At 59.4% G+C, this 16,756-nt stretch carries 16 protein-coding genes; 6 read left to right on the top strand and 10 right to left on the bottom strand.

What is annotated here, in order from left to right; translation table 11 throughout:
* Window positions 1-54: 54 nt before the first annotated feature.
* Window positions 55-1,962, bottom strand: coding sequence for a 3-dehydroshikimate dehydratase QuiC (quiC, locus tag POR16_RS10140; protein ID WP_005893526.1), 1,908 nt, complete (start codon window positions 1,960-1,962; stop codon window positions 55-57).
* A gap of 619 nt (window positions 1,963-2,581) precedes the next feature.
* Here quiC and POR16_RS10135 point away from each other — a divergent pair.
* Window positions 2,582-3,910 carry an MFS transporter gene (locus POR16_RS10135; RefSeq protein ID WP_024669828.1) on the top strand — a complete coding sequence of 443 codons (1,329 nt, stop codon included), beginning with the start codon at window positions 2,582-2,584 and terminating at the stop codon, window positions 3,908-3,910.
* Between the two features lie 508 nt (window positions 3,911-4,418).
* On the opposite strand, the gene POR16_RS10125 is transcribed toward POR16_RS10135, so the two are convergent.
* A complete protein-coding gene (locus tag POR16_RS10125) occupies window positions 4,419-5,306 on the bottom strand; it encodes a DMT family transporter (RefSeq protein ID WP_005893533.1) in 888 nt (295 codons plus the stop codon).
* Between the two features lie 249 nt (window positions 5,307-5,555).
* On the opposite strand from POR16_RS10125, the gene POR16_RS10120 reads away from it, so the two are divergent.
* Window positions 5,556-6,812, top strand: a complete 1,257-nt coding sequence (locus POR16_RS10120; protein ID WP_122381284.1) for an OprD family porin — start codon at window positions 5,556-5,558, stop codon at window positions 6,810-6,812.
* A 55-nt stretch (window positions 6,813-6,867) separates the two neighbouring features.
* Here the strand turns inward: POR16_RS10120 and pcaC are convergent, their stop codons facing one another.
* From pcaC to POR16_RS10080, 8 genes are all read right to left on the bottom strand, one after another.
* Window positions 6,868-7,269 carry a 4-carboxymuconolactone decarboxylase gene (pcaC, locus tag POR16_RS10115; RefSeq protein ID WP_024690513.1) on the bottom strand — a complete coding sequence of 134 codons (402 nt, stop codon included), beginning with the start codon at window positions 7,267-7,269 and terminating at the stop codon, window positions 6,868-6,870.
* Window positions 7,266-8,627 carry a 3-carboxy-cis,cis-muconate cycloisomerase gene (locus POR16_RS10110; RefSeq protein WP_024669824.1) on the bottom strand — a complete coding sequence of 454 codons (1,362 nt, stop codon included), beginning with the start codon at window positions 8,625-8,627 and terminating at the stop codon, window positions 7,266-7,268. The genes pcaC and POR16_RS10110 overlap by 4 nt, the downstream gene beginning before the upstream one ends.
* Before the next feature lie 24 nt (window positions 8,628-8,651).
* On the bottom strand, window positions 8,652-10,001 hold the full coding sequence (gene pcaK / locus POR16_RS10105) for a 4-hydroxybenzoate transporter PcaK (RefSeq protein WP_024669823.1): 1,350 nt from the start codon (window positions 9,999-10,001) through the stop codon (window positions 8,652-8,654).
* Between the two features lie 68 nt (window positions 10,002-10,069).
* Window positions 10,070-10,672 (bottom strand): protocatechuate 3,4-dioxygenase subunit alpha, encoded by a 603-nt coding sequence (pcaG, locus tag POR16_RS10100; RefSeq protein ID WP_024669822.1) that lies wholly within the window; start codon window positions 10,670-10,672, stop codon window positions 10,070-10,072.
* An 11-nt stretch (window positions 10,673-10,683) separates the two neighbouring features.
* Window positions 10,684-11,403: a protocatechuate 3,4-dioxygenase subunit beta gene (gene pcaH / locus POR16_RS10095; protein WP_122381285.1), complete on the bottom strand. Its 720-nt coding sequence runs from the start codon at window positions 11,401-11,403 to the stop codon at window positions 10,684-10,686.
* A gap of 127 nt (window positions 11,404-11,530) precedes the next feature.
* Window positions 11,531-12,460 (bottom strand): pca operon transcription factor PcaQ, encoded by a 930-nt coding sequence (pcaQ, locus tag POR16_RS10090; protein ID WP_024669820.1) that lies wholly within the window; start codon window positions 12,458-12,460, stop codon window positions 11,531-11,533.
* A gap of 30 nt (window positions 12,461-12,490) precedes the next feature.
* Complete coding sequence (locus POR16_RS10085; RefSeq protein WP_005893544.1) at window positions 12,491-12,733, bottom strand: glutaredoxin family protein; 243 nt, start codon at window positions 12,731-12,733, stop codon at window positions 12,491-12,493.
* 59 nt (window positions 12,734-12,792) lie between these two features.
* Complete coding sequence (locus tag POR16_RS10080) at window positions 12,793-13,863, bottom strand: acyltransferase family protein (RefSeq protein WP_053480120.1); 1,071 nt, start codon at window positions 13,861-13,863, stop codon at window positions 12,793-12,795.
* A 231-nt stretch (window positions 13,864-14,094) separates the two neighbouring features.
* On the opposite strand from POR16_RS10080, the gene POR16_RS10075 reads away from it, so the two are divergent.
* From POR16_RS10075 to POR16_RS10060, 4 genes are all read left to right on the top strand, one after another.
* Complete coding sequence (locus POR16_RS10075; protein ID WP_005893547.1) at window positions 14,095-14,409, top strand: ElaB/YgaM/YqjD family protein; 315 nt, start codon at window positions 14,095-14,097, stop codon at window positions 14,407-14,409.
* 4 nt (window positions 14,410-14,413) lie between these two features.
* Window positions 14,414-14,806 (top strand): phage holin family protein, encoded by a 393-nt coding sequence (locus POR16_RS10070; RefSeq protein ID WP_005893548.1) that lies wholly within the window; start codon window positions 14,414-14,416, stop codon window positions 14,804-14,806.
* Window positions 14,803-15,159: a hypothetical protein gene (locus POR16_RS10065; RefSeq protein WP_002553116.1), complete on the top strand. Its 357-nt coding sequence runs from the start codon at window positions 14,803-14,805 to the stop codon at window positions 15,157-15,159. The genes POR16_RS10070 and POR16_RS10065 overlap by 4 nt, the downstream gene beginning before the upstream one ends.
* Window positions 15,160-15,344: 185 nt before the next feature.
* Window positions 15,345-16,670 carry a deoxyguanosinetriphosphate triphosphohydrolase gene (locus tag POR16_RS10060; protein WP_005893550.1) on the top strand — a complete coding sequence of 442 codons (1,326 nt, stop codon included), beginning with the start codon at window positions 15,345-15,347 and terminating at the stop codon, window positions 16,668-16,670.
* Window positions 16,671-16,756 lie beyond the last annotated feature (86 nt).

The following is a 16,756-nucleotide window of genomic DNA, read 5'->3' as shown; positions in this document are numbered from 1 at the left end:
AGCGAAGGAAGCTGCGAGCGACACACGCCACTCACAGCCTGTCTGGCAGCGCTTTTACAAACGCGCCTGACGCGCCGCAACATTGCGGGCTTTGGCCATGGCAGCCAGACGCACCGGCACATTGGCCGCGCCATAGCCGACGTAACCATTCTTGCGCTGCAGTATCTCGAAGAAGAAGCGCCCGTCAAACGCATCCGTATAGACGTGGAACAGCTCGCCACCCTGCGCATCCCGGTCATACAGCACGTTGTAGTACGCCAGCTCGCTGAGAAACTCTTCGTCAAAATCGAAGCGCGCCGCCAGGTCATCGTAGTAGTTGAGCGGAATATCCAGCAATGGTAAGCCAGCTTCCTTGGCGCGACTGACCTCGGCAAAGATGTCTTCGCAAGAGAACGCGATGTGATGCACGCCGGAGCCACGATAGCTCGACAGCGCGTGGGAAATAGCCGTGTTGCGGTTCTCGGAAATATTCAGCGGCAGGCGCACGGTGCTGCAACGGCTGCGCAAGGCGCGGCTTTTGACCAGTCCATAAGGGTCGGGCAGTACCACTTCATCGTCAGCCTCGAAATCCAGAATACTCTTGTAGAACAGGACCCAACTGTCGAGGCTGTCGGCTGGCAGCGCCATGGCCATATGATCGATACGCTGCAAACCGCCCTTGGCAACCGCCTTCGGATCAACGACGAAATCGTTGTCGTAGATCGAATCGCCGGGCAGCGCCTTGTCGACCAGGTAGATCAGGCTGCCATCCGGCGCACGCACCGAAGGGATCTCCCGTTCGTTGGGGCCGACCAGCCCGCGATAGGGCTGCCCCTTGAAGGCACGCGCGCGCTCGAGCGACTGATGACCATCATCGACCCGCAAAGCAGTGGCACACAGCGACGGCCCGTGGGACTCGAAAAAACTGTGGGCAAAGGAATAAGGTTCGGCATTCAGGACAATTTTGATATCCCCCTGCCCCAGCAAACTGACCGCCTTGGAGCGGTGCTGACCCAGTTTGGCGAAACCCAACCGCTGCAACCAGCCCGAGAGACGAGCACCGTGGGTTTCATCCACCGCGAACTCGAGAAACTCGACACCGTTGTAGGTGCTGGCAGGCGGCGGATTGAACAGAACCTCGGGAACCGCCTCCGGCTCGTCGCGCGCCAGTAACTGACGGGTTTTTTCTTCCAGATACAGCAGCGAGCGCAAACCGTCTGCCGCATTGGCGCGGGTTGGTGCGGCGCGGAAGCCGTCATTGAACACTTCCAGAGACAGCGGTCCGGTGTAGCCGCTGCGCAGGATCGGCGCGAGGAACCCGGCAAGGTCAAATTCGCCCTGCCCCGGAAAACAACGAAAATGACGGCTCCACTCCAGCACATCCATCGCCAGAATCGGCGCATCGGCCATCTGCACGAAGAAAATCTTGTCCCCCGGGATCTGCGCAATCGCGCTGGGGTCGCCCTTCAGCGACAAGGTGTGGAAGCTGTCGAGCAGCACGCCCAAGGCTGGATGATTCAACTGACGCACCAGGTTCCAGACCTGTTGCCAGGTATTCACATGCTTGCCCCAGGCCAGCGCTTCGTAGCCGATCCGCAAGTTGCGGGCACCGGCACGCTCGGCCAGCAGCCCAAGGTCATCCAGAAGAATGTTTTCGTCGCCCACCGAATCGGCAGACGCATTGCTGCAGACCAGCACCAGATCGGTACCCAGCTCCTGCATCAGGTCAAATTTGCGCTCGGCACGATCCACGTTGCGCTGCAAACGATCGCGGCGGCAGCCTTCAAAATCGCGAAACGGCTGGAACAGGGTGATGGCAATGCCCAGATCAGCGCATATCTGCCTGACGTTGCGTGGGCTGCCGTCGTAATACAACAGATCGTTTTCGAAAATCTCGACGCCGTCAAAGCCGGCTGCGGCGATGGCTTCGAGCTTTTCGGGCAGAGTACCGCTCAAGGATACGGTAGCAATTGAACGCTGCATGCTTTTCAGCTCCTGGGTGAACGCGACCTGATCGGGTCACGACTGGACTGCACCGCATCCTGGCCTTTCCCGGCCTTATTCAGAGGTGCGAATAAAGTATTTGCCTGTCAAAATCCTACAGCAACCTAAAGTGTACGAACTGGTTAGTTTTACGTTCGATTATCGAACAAAAGCCGTTTTAGTCAATTGACGCTGTACCGCGCAATGCTCAACATCAGCGTCACATTGCAGGATAGCCCCACAGCCAGACGTTTTGATTTTTCGCTTCATCAGCAGCAACCCATAACAATTCAGACAACAGGAACCTTGCTCATGCGCTCCCTCTTCGCCTCGCTTGAAAGCCCGCTCGCCCATCCGGCCACACGTCATGCCCGACGAACGCCTCCGGTCAATAATCCGGTCGCGGTTCGCTCCGCCTGAAACATTCCAAAGCACTTGCGCGGCTCAACCTGTAAATTGTCGGCCCGACGAATCGTTTCGCTGAAAGCCTGAACTTCAACCGGCTTGGCGAAACCCGGTTCTACGACGTCACTTTTACCTGCACAACGCCTGCATCGAGTGGACTTCTCAGTCCGACTGTTGCCAGCAGCACAGTCCTGGAACGGATGGTTAGATCATCATGCTCAATACCCAGACCAACCCTGTCGCCCAGGCCGCCCGTGCCGGGATGGGTGAAAAGATTCGCGGCGCACTCGCCGTGGGCAAGACCCGCTGGGGCATGCTTGCCCTGGTGTTTTTTGCCACCACGCTGAACTACATCGACCGGGCAGCGCTCGGGGTCATGCAGCCCATCCTGGCCAAGGAAATGAGCTGGACGGCGATGGACTACGCCAACATCAACTTCTGGTTCCAGGTCGGCTATGCAGTCGGCTTCGTACTGCAAGGTCGCTTCATCGACAAAGTCGGCGTCAAGCGCGCTTTCTTCCTGGCAGTGCTGCTGTGGAGCCTGGCAACCGGCGCGCACGGCCTGGCGACTTCCGCAGTTGGCTTCATGGTCTGCCGTTTCATTCTGGGCCTGACCGAGGCCGCCAACTACCCGGCGTGCGTGAAGACCACACGCCTGTGGTTCCCGGCCGGTGAGCGGGCCGTCGCGACCGGAATCTTCAATGCCGGCACCAACGTCGGCGCCATGCTGACTCCTGCCTTGCTGCCGCTGATTCTGACGGTATGGGGCTGGCAGGCAGCGTTCGTGGCGATGGGTTCGCTGGGGCTTGTCTGGGTGGTCATGTGGCGCCTGAAGTACTACAACCCTGAAGAGCATCCAACGGTAAGCAAAAGCGAACTGGATTACATCAATCAGGAAGTCGAGCCAGAGCCGGTCAAGGTGCCCTTCTCAGGCATCCTGAAGATGCGCGGCACCTGGGCGTTCGCTCTGGCGTACGCGATTACTGCGCCGGTATTCTGGTTCTACCTGTACTGGCTGCCGCCGTTTCTGAATCAGCAGTACAACCTGGGGATCAGCGTGACGCAGATGGGTATCCCGTTGATCCTGATCTGGCTGACCGCTGACTTCGGCAGTGTAGGTGGTGGCATTCTGTCGTCTTGGCTGATCGGGCGTGGCATGCGGGCAACCAAGGCACGGCTGGTGTCGATGCTGGTGTTCGCTATCACGATCTGCAGCGTGGTGTTCGCTGCCAACGCGAGCGGCCTGTGGGTAGCGGTGCTGGCGATTTCCCTGGCCGTCGGTGCGCATCAGGCATGGACTGCGAACATCTGGAGCCTGGTGATGGACTACACGCCCAAGCACATGATGAGCACGGTGTTCGGCTTCGGCGGCATGTGTGCGGCCATTGGCGGCATGTTCATGACTCAGATCGTCGGTGCCGTGCTGACGGCAACCAACAATAATTACAACGTGCTGTTCACGATGATCCCGGCGATGTATTTCATCGCGCTGCTCTGGCTGTACTTCATGGCCCCCCGCAAGGTTCCGACGCTCAGCGAGTAATCGCCTGACACCATCAAAAAGCCCTGCTCACATGGCTATGGTCCCCACGCTCCGCGTGGGGATGCATTTCGTGACGCTCTGCGTCATACAGCGGTTGTGCGCTGTCAGTGGTATCTGTCTCTGGCTCAGCTCACCTTTTCGCCCCTCGGCGAGTTACTTTGATGGGGCCAAAGTAACCAAAGCCCCTCGCTCCTGTTTCCGGCCCGACTTCGTCGGGTCCCTTCGCCCTGACACTGATCCGGGGGTCGCCGCAACGGGCCATCCATGGCCCGGTGCGGCTAGCCTGGCGTCCTGCCAGGCTACCCCCGGATCAGCGCCAGGACTCAGCCGTCACTAACGTCGCACTCTGCGTCGTCAGTGCCAAAGTGATCGAAAAGCACGTATGGCGGCCTCCTGCAGGCGGAGCATGGCATTGTGCTGCGCTCAAGACTTGTGATGCAGGGCGTTAGGAGCCATATGCCGACTGAACATTGGCATCGCCAACAATCGAAGGTTTCAGCGCCAGACGCTACCCGCCCTTACGCCGCTGTTGCCATGCCGCCGCCAGTCCGCTCAGACAGATAATGGCGATGCCGGCCTGCGCGGTCGGGGATGGCGTATGGTCGAAGACCAGATAACCCAGCAGCCCTGCAAAGACAATCTGGCAGTAGCTGAACGGCGCAAGCATGGCCGGGGCGGCGAAGCGGAACGCCTGAGTCAGCAACAAATGGGCAGACATGCCGCATGCGCCCAGCGCCAGCAGAAACGGCAAGTGCTTGAGTGCTGGCACTTCCCAGAAGAATGGCACCAGCGCGCTCATCAATAGCGTATTGAACAGCCCCGCGAAAAAATTGCTGGTGGTCGGACTGTCGAACGGGCTCACCAGCCGCGTCAGGAGTTGATACAGCGCAAAACACAAGGCCGACGACAGCGGCAGCAGAATCGCCAGCGTGAACAGTTCACCGCCCGGATGAATAATGATCATCACCCCGACAAACCCCACGACCACCGCTATCCACTGCCCGCGCGTCACTCGTTCATGCAGCAGCGGCACTGACAATGCCGTCACCAGCAGCGGCGCGAGGAAGTTGACCGCCGTCGCCTCTGCCTGGGGGATGAACATCAGACTGCTGGTAAACAACAGGCTGGTGCCCAACAGCGCAAGCGCCCGCAAGGCTTGCATCCCGGGCCGTTTGGTGCGCAGAACACGGAACCCTGCCGACGGCATGAAGATGCAGGCCATGAGCAACGTGTGGACCAGATATCGCGCCCAGACCACAAGAATGATCGGGTAAAAACCGGAAAGGTATTTGGACAGCGTGTCGTGACTGGCAAACAGAAAAGTCGCCAAAAGAATGAAGCCGATCCCTTTCAGAGGTCGATTGACGCCGGACAACGGCGTACTGGCAATGCTCATTGCACTTCCTTGTTCAAAGTGTGTAGCAACCTGCCCTGACGCGGGAGGCAACGTAATACGCTGCATGTATCATGCAAATCAGGGAGCATCGCACATACCGCTGCAACGTCTTGAACAAAATGTTCCAACTGGTTCATTACCGTTCGATTATCGCCCTGAACAGCACTTTTACAATTGCGGCCAACACCCGGGCCTTTCACTATCATGACCAGCTACAACGACTCGATAACTACAAAAAAGGTCTGTTCCATGCGCTCGAATCCCTCCTGCAAAATCGTTTGCGGCTTTTCTGCGGCCATCGCTGCGGCCCTCTCCCCCATGACCAGCCATGCTGCCGGGTTTGTCGAGGACGCCAAGGTCAATCTGAACCTACGCAACTTCTACATCAACCGCAACTTCGTGGACCCGGCCAATTCGCAGAACTACGCCGAGGAATGGACGCAGAATTTCATTTTCGACGCCCGTTCAGGTTTTACTCAGGGCACAGTCGGTTTTGGCGTAGACGCACTGGGGCTGTACTCGCTCAAACTCGATGGTGGCATAGGCACGGGGGGCACCCAATTGTTGCCGATACACAGCGACGGGCGTCCGGCCGATGATTTTGGAAGGCTGGCGGTCGCAGGCAAGGCGCGCTTCTCGAAAACCGAACTCAAGGTCGGAGAGTGGATGCCCGTGCTGCCCATCCTGCGCTCCGACGACGGTCGGTCGCTGCCACAAACCTTTCAGGGCGGTCAGATAACCTCCAAGGAGATCGACAACCTCACACTGTACGGCGGGCAGTTTCGTGGCAACAGCCCACGCAATGACGCCAGCATGGAAGACATGTCCATGAACGGTCGCACAGGCTTTACCTCTGACCGTTTCAACTTCGCTGGCGGCGAATACGTATTCAACGAAAAGCGTACCCAGGTCGGGGTGTGGTACGCCGAACTTGAAGACATCTACCATCAGCAATACGTCAACCTGTTGCACAGTCAGCCTCTGGGCAGCTGGACGCTGGGCGCCAACCTCGGCTACTTCCAGGGCAAGGACGATGGTCGGTCACTGGCTGGCGATCTGGATAACAAGACCTGGTCCGCCCTGCTCTCTGCGAAACACGGCGGCAACACATTCTACGTTGGCCTGCAGAAAGTCAGTGGCGACAGCGCGTGGATGCGTGTCAATGGCACCAGCGGCGGCACGCTGGCCAACGACAGTTACAATTCAAGCTTCGATAACGCCCGGGAAAAATCCTGGCAACTGCGTCACGACTATGACTTTGCGGCGCTCGGCACGCCCGGTTTGACCCTGATGAACCGCTACATCAGCGGCGAGAACGTCCATACAGGTGCCATCACCGATGGCGAAGAATGGGCGCGGGAGACCGAGCTGGCTTATGTGTTGCAGAGCGGCACGTTCAAGAACCTGACGCTGAAATGGCGCAACTCGACCATGCGCCGTGACTACAACACCAATCAGTTCGACGAGAACCGCGTCATTGTCAGTTACCCACTGTCGTTACTCTGATCGGAAAAATACTGCCGCAGTGCGCGATGCTGCGGCGGCGTTTTTCCCAAGGCCACTATGAGCCTTCGCAAAACGATTCCACACCCATCTCGTCCCAGACCGCCTCGGCCAGGTGAAACGTCGCGTTGGCTGCCGGAATGCCGCAATAGATAGCGCTCTGCATCAGCACTTCCTTGATCTCTTCACGGGTCACACCGTTGTTTTTTGCAGCTTTCAGGTGCAGGCGCAATTCACCCTCGCGGTTCATGCCGATCAGCATGGCGATGGTGATCAGGCTGCGCGTGTGCCGGGGCAAGCCCGGGCGCGTCCAGATATCTCCCCACGCATGGCGGGTGATCATTTCCTGAAACTCTTCGTTGAACGGCGTCAGTTTGCTGAGGCTGTTATCAACGTGCGCGTCACCCAGCACCGCGCGGCGCACCTGCATGCCAGCTTCGTAACGTTCGTCTTCGGTCATCGGGAAATCCTTGTGTGTTCGGCCACGGCACGTTCGACCCACTGTCGGGCCTGGCCAAGGTAGTGGGCCGGATCAAGCAGGCGATCCAGCTCGTCGGAAGAAAGGTGCTCGCTGACCTGGGGGTTTTGGCCGAGCACCTGACGCAGGTGCGCGCCCTGCTCTACGGCACGACGACAGCACTGTTCGATCAGATGATGGGCAGCGTCACGGCCTATGCGCTGCGCCAGCGCAATGCTTGCCGCTTCGGCCAGCACCAGGCCCCGGGTAGACTCCAGGTTGATGCGCATGCGCTCGGCGTCGACCTGCAGGCCGGGTATCACCTGCAACGCCTGTTGCAATGAGCCCGACACCAGGCAGCAGAGCTCAGGAAGGGTTTCCCATTCGGCATGCCACAAACCCAGGCTGCGCTCGTGTTCTTGCGGCATGGCGGCCAGCATCGTCGCAACCAGCCCCGGCGAGCGTGTCGCTGCGCCGATCATCACTGCGGCGCCGACCGGGTTGCGCTTGTGCGGCATGGTCGACGAGCCGCCTTTACCCGGTGCCGAAGGTTCGAAGACTTCGCCCACTTCAGTCTGCATCAACAGGCTGACGTCACGCCCCAGCTTGCCAAGGCTGCCGGCGATCATCCCCAGCAGGCAGGCAAACTCCGCCAGACGATCGCGCTGGGTGTGCCAGGGTTGCTCGGGCAATTCCAGTTGCAGCTCGCTCGCCAGCGCCTGCGCAACCGGAAGCGCCTGATCACCCAGCGCGGCAAGGCTGCCGGAAGCACCACCGAATTGCAGGCACAACAGGCGCGGTCTGATCTCGTTCAGGCGCTGCCGATGGCGGGTGACGGCGCCCAGCCAGCCGGCAATTTTCATCCCCAGCGTGACAGGTGTGGCTTGCTGTAACCAGGTACGTCCGGCCAGCGGCGTGCTTGCATAGCGCTGCGCCTGCTCGGCCAACACCTCGGCCAGCTGGGTCAGATCGCGTTCGAGCAAAATGATCGCCTGACGCAGTTGCAGCACCAACCCGCTGTCCATGACGTCCTGACTGGTCGCCCCCATATGAACATAGCGCTCGGCTTGCGGGCTGTTTGCGGCAATCTGCCTGCCCAGCGCCTTGACCAGTGGAATCGCCGAGTTGCCGGCACTGCCGATGGCAATGGCCAGCTCATCGAAGTCGAACAGATCCGCATGACAGCTCTGCTCGATATCCGCCACAACGCTAGCCGGAATGACGCCTGTCCGTGCTTGCGCGCGGGCCAGGGCGGCCTCGAAATCGAGCATGCCCTGAACGCGACCTCGATCGCAGAAAACCTCGCGCATGTCAGCCTGAGTGAAATAGGCATCGAAAAGTTGGTTAGCCGGTCTGTTCACATCATCGCTCCGGATTGAAAGGTTTCAGGTGGCGTCGGAATGACTGACCCAGCCCTTGATCAGGATTGCTATGGCGGCCAAGGCCGCAGGAACTACAAGCGCCGTGAGCACCTGCTCGAAACTCCAGCCCAGCCCCAACAAGGTGGCGCCGGCCCAGGCACCGAGAATCGCACCGAAGCGACCGATCCCGAGCATCCACGACACGCCGGTGGCACGCCCCTGAGTAGGGTAAAAGCGCGCCGCCAGCGATGGCATGGCCGACTGCGCGCCATTGACGCACATGCCCGCCACCAGAACCAGCGTGGCCAGCACCGCGACATTACCCAGACTTTGACCGACCAGGTACGCAAACACTCCTGCCAGCGCGTAGGCGACGCCAATGACCTTGTGCGGGTTGTAACGGTCCATCGCCCAGCCGACACCCACCGCACTCAAGACGCCGCCAAACTGGAACAACGCGCCGATGAACGCCGACTGTTCCATGCTCGCGCCGCTGTCACGCATCAGGGTCGGCAGCCAGCTGGTCAGCAGATAAACGATCACCAGGCCCATGAAATAGGTCAGCCACAGCAGCAGTGTGCCTGCGCTATAGCTGCCCGAAAAGATCACTTTCAGGACATTGCGGCTGCTGACGGTTTTTTGCTCGGGAACACTGAACGCGGTGATACCGGTCAGTGCCTTTGGTGCGATAGGTGCAAGCACCTTGCGAATCCGTTCGGCACCACGATTGCGGACCACCAGAAAACGCGCCGACTCCGGTAGCCAGACCATCAGCACTACCGACAGTATCAGCGGCAGGATGCCGCCCAGCATCAGCAGGCTGTGCCAGCCCATGCGGGGGATCAAACTGGCCGATACGAAACCGCCGCAGGCCATGCCCAAATTAAAGCCGCAGAACATACTGGTGACCAGCAGCGATTTGAGCCGCTCCGGGGTGTACTCGGACAGCAGCGTGGTGGCGTTGGGCATCGCTGCGCCAAGCCCCAGCCCGGTCAGCAGGCGCAAAATCAACAGTTGATCGATGTTGCTGCTATACGCCGACGCCAGACTGAAAATGCCGAACAGAAACACCGCAACCACCAGCACCACTTTGCGCCCGAACCGGTCAGCCAGCGGGCCGGAACCCAACGCACCGAAGACCATGCCGATCAGCGCGGCGCTCATCACCGGGCCGAGGCTGGCCCGGTCGATCCCCCAATCCTGGCTGAGTGCTGGAGCGATGAAGCCCATCGCAGCGGTATCCAGACCATCGAGAAACACGATCAGAAAGCACAGGACGACCACTCGCCACTGATAACCCGACAGCGGTTGCGCATTAATGAAAGCCTGTACATCAAGGGTGCCTGTCACAGGCCCGCTGGCAGAAAGCGTCATGGAAGTGTCCTTTTATTTTTATAAGGTCGCCTGCCGATGCAGGCGCCGTGAAACACACGCACATCGCTTCAGAAATCGAAAAACACCGTCTCGCCCTCACCTTGCACGCGAATATCAAAGCGATAAGCGGTCTGGCCGTCATGGGTGCAGCGCCGCGCGATCAATGTTTCGCGACGGGGCGGCTGCTCGATCAGGTTCAGCACCGGGTCCTGCGCATTGGCCTGCGCCTCATCGTCGAAATACACCCGCGTCTGCAGATGAATATTGATGCCGCGAGCGAACAGCGAGACGTTGATATGGGCAGCCATCGGCACGCCCGCCGCATTGCACGCAGAACCCGGCTTGATAGTCTTCAGAAGCCATTGGCCGTCGTCGGTGGTCGCAGTGCGGCCAAAGCCATTGAAAGGCCGGTCCGGATGGAATTCGTTGTGATACAGCCCCTCATGGTCGGCCTGCCAGAACTCGAGGTACGCATCACGGATCAGATGACCATTGCCGTCGAAGACATTGCCCAGCAGCACGATGTGTTCGCCTGGCGCGTCGGGCCTGGCCATTTCGTTCCAGATTTCCAGCTCGCGGGTCGGGTTGCCGGCCACTTGCGGGGCCAGACCGATATGGACGTAAGGCCCTGCGGTTTGCGATGGGGTTTCCTGCAGCAGTTGAACGGGCATGTCGGGCCTCCTCAGCAGTTTTCGAAGTGAGTCTTGCGCTGGCCGCGCAGAACGATATCAAAGCGGTACGCCAGACAATCCATCGGGTTGCCCATCGCCAGATCAAGTCGGGCAATCAGGCTTTGCACCGCCTCAGGGTTGGCAATGGCCTTGACGATCGGGCAGATCGGAATCAACGGATCGCCTTCGAAATACAACTGAGTGATCAGCCGTGTGGCAATCGACGGCCCGCTGATCGACACATGAACATGCGCCGGCCGCCAGTCATTGGGACCGTTGCGCCACGGATACGGACCAGGCTTGACGGTGCGAAAGCTGTAGTTGCCTTCGCTGTCGGTCAGTGCACGTCCCACACCACCGAAATTGGGGTCTATGGGCGCCAGATAGGCGTCACGTTTATGGCGATAGCGACCGCCGGCATTGGCCTGCCAGATCTCCACCAACGTGTGGGGGATCGGCTTGCCGTACTGATCGCAGACACGGCCGGCAATCAGAATACGCTCGCCTATGGGCAGGCCACCATTGTCGAAATTGAGCAGCAGGTCGTTGTCGTGCCGGCCGAACTGCAAATGCGAGAAATCCGGCCCGGAGGTCTCGGAAATGGATTGTGGAATGCTGACCAGCGCCTGACGCGGCGATCGCAGGATCGACGTCTTGTAATCCGGAGTCAGGGCTTTAGGGTGCCAGTTTCGGTCACGTATGACGAAGCGGCTATCGTCCGCAGCAGACATGGCGTTCTCCTTATTTTTCTTATAGGCGCGCAAGCGTGGGTCGCTCGCGCTGCAGGCTGTCAGGAAGTGTCACCTGATCCATGCTTATAGAGAACTGAAATAAAGCCCATCATCCATAACCAAATGGTTATGCATACTGCCCCGTTCGATAAGTCTCGCCAACAGCGCGCAGTTCATCCACGCACCACTGCGCCGCGCGGGTCAGGGGCAGCGCCGGATTACTGCACAACCCCACCGAACCGCCCGGCTCGCGGATGCCCATGTCCAGTTCCACCAGGGTGCCGCCTTTCAACTCCAGCGACACCGCATCGAGCGGCGCGATCCAGATCGCATTACTGCACTGTACATAGCGACGGCTCAGGGTTAGCGACAGGGTTTCCAGGCGTTGACGCGGCATACGGATGCCGCACTGCACGAACAGGCTGTCGGCAAATTTGCGAATGGTGGTGCCTGCCAACGGCAGTACCAGCGGGAACTGTTCCAGACTTTCAGGCTTGAGAGACGCAGCCAACAGCGGATGGTCGTTGCGTACCACCAGCGTCATCGATTCGTTATACAAATGCTCGAATGTCAGCCCTTGAATCTGCGGGCTGTCGGTCATGCGCCCAACCACAAGGTCCAGCTCTCCGACCCTCAATTGCGACAGCAGATAGGCGCTCGGGCCGGTCATCACGCTGATGATCAATGCCGGATGGCGTTCATGCAGGCGATTGACCACTTCCGGCACCAACAGACTTTCGGCAGTGGACAATACGCCCAGCCGCACGGTCACCGTTTCGTGCTCGCCGGAACGCAGGCTGCTGACGCCGTCACGCATAGCCTGAACGCTTGGGCCGGCAAAGCGCATGAACGCAACACCTGCCTCGGTCAGCGCAGCACCGCTTTTGCTGCGTACAAACAGCGAGGTCGCAAGAAGGGTTTCCAGCTCCTTGAGGCTCTTGGACAGTGCCGGCTGACTGATCGCCAGCGCATCGGATGCGCGCGCCAGACTGCCCTGGCGAGCAACTTCGAGAAAACAGACCAGGTGGCGAAACTTGATACGGGTATCGATATTCAATGCGCGTCGGGCCTGAAAATAATGAAGAGTCTAACGGCTGAGAAACGAAACAACCTGCGGCGCCTCGAAAGGCCATTCCAGCTCTTCGCCCGTGTCAGTGCGGCGCAGTATGGGGACGCGTAGTTCATAACGTTCGAACAGCCGCTCATCCTCGCCGATGTCTATCAGTTCAACCATCAAGCCATGTTCTATGGCAAGCGGTTGCAACACCGCCTCGGCAGCCTCGCAAAACGGGCATCCCAAGGTACTGAACAGCTGACATTCGGGTGGCATGTAATGGATCCTCGGCGATTACGTGTTAACCGAAGACTGATTCTAGGCCCACCTCTGCATCACGTCGACACCCGAAAATGCGTCTTGCTGAACGCATTGGCGCGGTCCAGCACAGGCTTCTCGAAACAGCGATAGCCGACCCAGCCGTAACACACCGCCGCGACCATCATCAATGCAGCAAAAAACAGGTTGTCCAGGCCACTTTGCGGCCAGGCCCCCACTTGGCTCCAGACCCTGCCGATGACCCCGAGCACCAGCAGATGGGAAAGGTAAATGGTGTAAGACATGTCACCTACGGCCACCAGAACACGCGGCACAACCAGCTGCCTGCGGCGCTCCAGTAACGCCAGAGTCAGTACCAGCACGCCAAACGTGGCGCCGACCACAAGCATGCGCAGCAGGCCCTGACTGTCATAAAGCCGGTAGACACCTATCAGCGGCACAGACACCAGCAGCGCACCACCGAGCAAGGCACACACCGCGACCGTCGGGACCCTTGCGCTGTGACGACCATAGAAGAACAGCGCCAGCGCCGCCCCCAGAATGAATTCGAGGGCGTACGGATGGAGGATGATTTTGAGGGCAGGTGAATAGTCCTGCCAGTCCGCCAGAGCGTTGAACACCACGATGATCGATGCCCAGACGCCCAGCAGAAGCGGCAGACTGCGCTCGCGAAACAGCAGAAAACCGGAAAACACCACGTAGAACCACAACTCGAAGACCAGTGACCAGGCCACCATCACCAACAGCACCTTGTCATTGGGCAACAACAGGAAGGACATGAGCAGATTCGAAGAACCATGCCCGCTGTTGACCATCCCGGGCTGCACCAGAAACACCGCCAGAGTGATGAAAAAGTACAGCCAATAAGTGGGGTAGATACGCGAAACCCGATTGAACAGAAAACGCCGGGCTTCCACGCCACTCTGGAAGCGGGCACGACTGACAATGACCATCACAAATCCACTGATCACGAAAAACAGATCGACGCCCAGCTGAAAAAAATCGAGCAGCGGCGGCAGAAGAATATCGCCCCCGGAATACTTGCTCTCGACCGACATCATGTGAAACAACACCACACCAAGGACTGCAATGCCCCTGAGCCCCTGCAGGGAATACAGCCGCTCCATGCCTCTCTCCATTCAGCTCGTTGCGCTCTTGCGTCGCGTGTGGAGCATAGCCAAAGGCCAGAAATACGGAACCCCTTTCTTACAGTCATCGAGGTTTTTCCTGACACGTGCTTTTGGAGTAAGGTGCAGCAGCAGTGCACGGCCTGATCGGGCACGACACGACAATCGAAGTGAACCTTCAGGAATCACCTGTACTCGAAACATCCATACGCCACCCAAACGGAGAAAATCATGGCTCGCGAAACCGCACAGAATGCTCAGGAAATCCTGAGAGCCGACTTCCAGGTACTGGTTGCCGATACTGAAAAACTGCTGGCGCATACAGCGTCCCTGGCAGGTGAGCAGGCTGATGAACTGCGTGCGCAGATCCGCGAGAGCCTGTTGCGCGCCAAGGAAACGCTGAAAAGCACCGAAGACTCGCTGCGCGAGCGTGGTGAAGCCGCTGTGATCGCGACCGAAGATTACGTTCAGACCAACCCTTGGCAGTCAGTCGGTATCGCCGCAGGTGTCGGCTTTCTGATCGGTCTGCTGGCTACAAGGCGCTAACATCATGACTCTGGGAACGGAATCTGCAACGCCGGAGGGGACTCCGGGCTCTTCACCGCGGCGCCTCGGCGCTGCATTCCTTGGCTTGTTGCACACTCACGTCGAGCTGTTCGGCATCGAGTTGCAGGAGCAGAAAGCACGCACTGTCAGCCTGTTACTGTTTGCAGGCCTGGCATTGGTGTTCGGTCTGCTGCTGCTGACCGGGCTTTCGGCACTGCTGCTGATCGTGTTGTGGGACAGCTATCGACTGGCCGGTATCGTCGGCTTGTGTACGTTCTACTTCTTGGCCGCGGTCTTCTGTGGCTTGCGCCTGAAAGCAGCGATCTTCGACGAGTCTTCGCCGTTCCACGCGACCCTCGAAGAGCTCGCCAACGACCGTGAGCGATTGATGCCATGAGTGAACCCAAGTCGCACCAGAGCAATACCCGTCGTGAACTGCGCAAGGCACTGATCCGCTTGCGCATGGAAATGCATCGTCAGGAAATACGCCACGAATCGACGCAATTGCTCCAGCCATTGCAACGTTTTCGGGGCATTCGCCACGACTGGAAAAGCGCGCTGGGCTTTCGCCACGCGCCGCTCTGGGGCGTGGGCTCGGTTGCCCTGCTGGGCTTTCTGAGCGGCAAGCGAGCCAAGACCGGTCGCACCAGCCTGCTCGGTCGCCTTCTGAAACTGGGTATCACCCTGACGCCGCTGATCAAGGTGGCTATGCAGAGCCGTGCCATTCAGAATCGCAACCGCAGGCTCTGACCGCGCACGCTCTTGCGTGACCCTGGCATGAATGATTCAGGCTTTAACACAAATGCCTGCTCCGCAGTTTCGGGGCGGGCATTTTCTTTTTGACGAGGCCTGTTTCCGGTTGTTACTGTTCGGGGCCTTGCGGCAGGCCTGTGGAACCGGGAAGCTAGGCGATAACTACTGACGGAGTGACCGCCTTGGATTGGCAAACCCTGCTTAACCGCGAACGACTCGGCAAGACCCTGCACAGCCCCGAAGAACTCGGACGCAGCCCATTCCACAAGGACCACGACCGGATCATCTTTTCCGGAGCGTTCCGCCGTCTGGGTCGCAAGACACAGGTCCACCCGGTGTCCAGCAACGATCATATCCACACTCGTCTGACCCACTCGCTGGAAGTCAGTTGCGTCGGCAGGTCGCTGGGCATGCGCGTCGGCGAAACCCTGCGCTCCGCCCTGCCCGACTGGTGCGACCCGAGCGACCTGGGCATGGTCGTACAATCTGCCTGTCTGGCCCACGATATCGGCAATCCCCCGTTCGGCCACTCGGGCGAAGATGCCATTCGCAACTGGTTCAATCAGGCCGCCGGACGAGGCTGGCTCGACGCGATGAGCGAAACCGAGCGCAACGACTTCCTCAATTTCGAAGGCAACGCGCAGGGTTTCCGAGTGCTGACGCAACTGGAATACCATCAGTTCGACGGAGGCACTCGCCTGACCTACGCCACCCTGGGCACTTACCTCAAGTACCCGTGGACGGCGCGTCATGCCGATTCGCTGGGCTACAAGAAGCACAAGTTCGGCTGCTACCAGAGCGAATTGCCGATTCTCGAGCAGATAGCCGGCAAGCTCGGCCTGCCCCAACTTGAGGAGCAGCGCTGGGCGCGTCACCCGCTGGTTTACCTGATGGAAGCCGCCGATGACATCTGCTACGCCCTGATCGACCTGGAAGACGGGCTTGAGATGGACCTGCTGGACTATTCGGAAGTCGAGTCTCTACTGCTTGGGCTGGTCGGCGATGACTTGCCTGAAACCTATCGGCAGTTGGGCCCGGGCGATTCGCGGCGACGCAAGCTGGCGATACTGCGTGGCAAAGCCATAGAACACTTGACCAACGCGGCCGCCAGGGCCTTCGTCGAGCAGCAGGATGCGCTGCTTGCCGGCACCCTGCCAGGCGACCTGGTCGAACACATGCACGGCCCGGCCAAGCTTTGCGTGCTGAACGCAAAGGACATGGCGCGCAAGAAGATCTTCCAGGACAAGCGCAAGACCTTGCACGAAATCGGCGCCTACACCACGCTGGAGATCCTGCTCAACGCGTTTTGCGGCGCTGCGGTCGAGCAGTTCGGTGGCCGGACGCCGTCCTTCAAACACCGGCGTATCCTCGACCTGCTGGGCAACAGTGCGCCTGACCCCAAGGCATCGCTGCATGCCTCCTTCCTGCGCATGATCGACTTCATCGCCGGCATGACCGACAGTTACGCCAGTGAGATGGCTCGCGAAATGACCGGGCGCTCCGGCTGAGTAACCCACAAATGGCCCGAAAAATGCCTGAAAAGCTTCAGGTGTTCGGCGGGCCTGCATACCTCGCCCTTTAAAACTCAGACAAG

Origin of the sequence: Pseudomonas coronafaciens pv. oryzae str. 1_6, from assembly GCF_000156995.2 — a bacterium.
In the GTDB taxonomy this organism is placed as follows: Bacteria; Pseudomonadota; Gammaproteobacteria; order Pseudomonadales; family Pseudomonadaceae; genus Aquipseudomonas; species Aquipseudomonas tremae.
This window is presented reverse-complemented; position numbering and strand designations above follow the sequence as displayed.

Bases quoted from the DNA above. Each gene is read 5' to 3' on its own strand.
- POR16_RS10075 (WP_005893547.1), top strand. From the start codon at position 14,095: ATGGCTCGCGAAACCGCACAGAATGCTCAGGAAATCCTGAGAGCCGAC.
- pcaK (WP_024669823.1), bottom strand. From the start codon at position 10,001: ATGACGCTTTCTGCCAGCGGGCCTGTGACAGGCACCCTTGATGTACAG.
- quiC (WP_005893526.1), bottom strand. From the start codon at position 1,962: ATGCAGCGTTCAATTGCTACCGTATCCTTGAGCGGTACTCTGCCCGAA.
- pcaC (WP_024690513.1), bottom strand. From the start codon at position 7,269: ATGACCGAAGACGAACGTTACGAAGCTGGCATGCAGGTGCGCCGCGCG.
- POR16_RS10070 (WP_005893548.1), top strand. From the start codon at position 14,414: ATGACTCTGGGAACGGAATCTGCAACGCCGGAGGGGACTCCGGGCTCT.
- POR16_RS10085 (WP_005893544.1), bottom strand. From the start codon at position 12,733: ATGCCACCCGAATGTCAGCTGTTCAGTACCTTGGGATGCCCGTTTTGC.
- pcaH (WP_122381285.1), bottom strand. From the start codon at position 11,403: ATGTCTGCTGCGGACGATAGCCGCTTCGTCATACGTGACCGAAACTGG.
- pcaG (WP_024669822.1), bottom strand. From the start codon at position 10,672: ATGCCCGTTCAACTGCTGCAGGAAACCCCATCGCAAACCGCAGGGCCT.
- POR16_RS10120 (WP_122381284.1), top strand. From the start codon at position 5,556: ATGCGCTCGAATCCCTCCTGCAAAATCGTTTGCGGCTTTTCTGCGGCC.
- POR16_RS10135 (WP_024669828.1), top strand. From the start codon at position 2,582: ATGCTCAATACCCAGACCAACCCTGTCGCCCAGGCCGCCCGTGCCGGG.
- POR16_RS10065 (WP_002553116.1), top strand. From the start codon at position 14,803: ATGAGTGAACCCAAGTCGCACCAGAGCAATACCCGTCGTGAACTGCGC.
- POR16_RS10080 (WP_053480120.1), bottom strand. From the start codon at position 13,863: ATGGAGCGGCTGTATTCCCTGCAGGGGCTCAGGGGCATTGCAGTCCTT.
- POR16_RS10125 (WP_005893533.1), bottom strand. From the start codon at position 5,306: ATGAGCATTGCCAGTACGCCGTTGTCCGGCGTCAATCGACCTCTGAAA.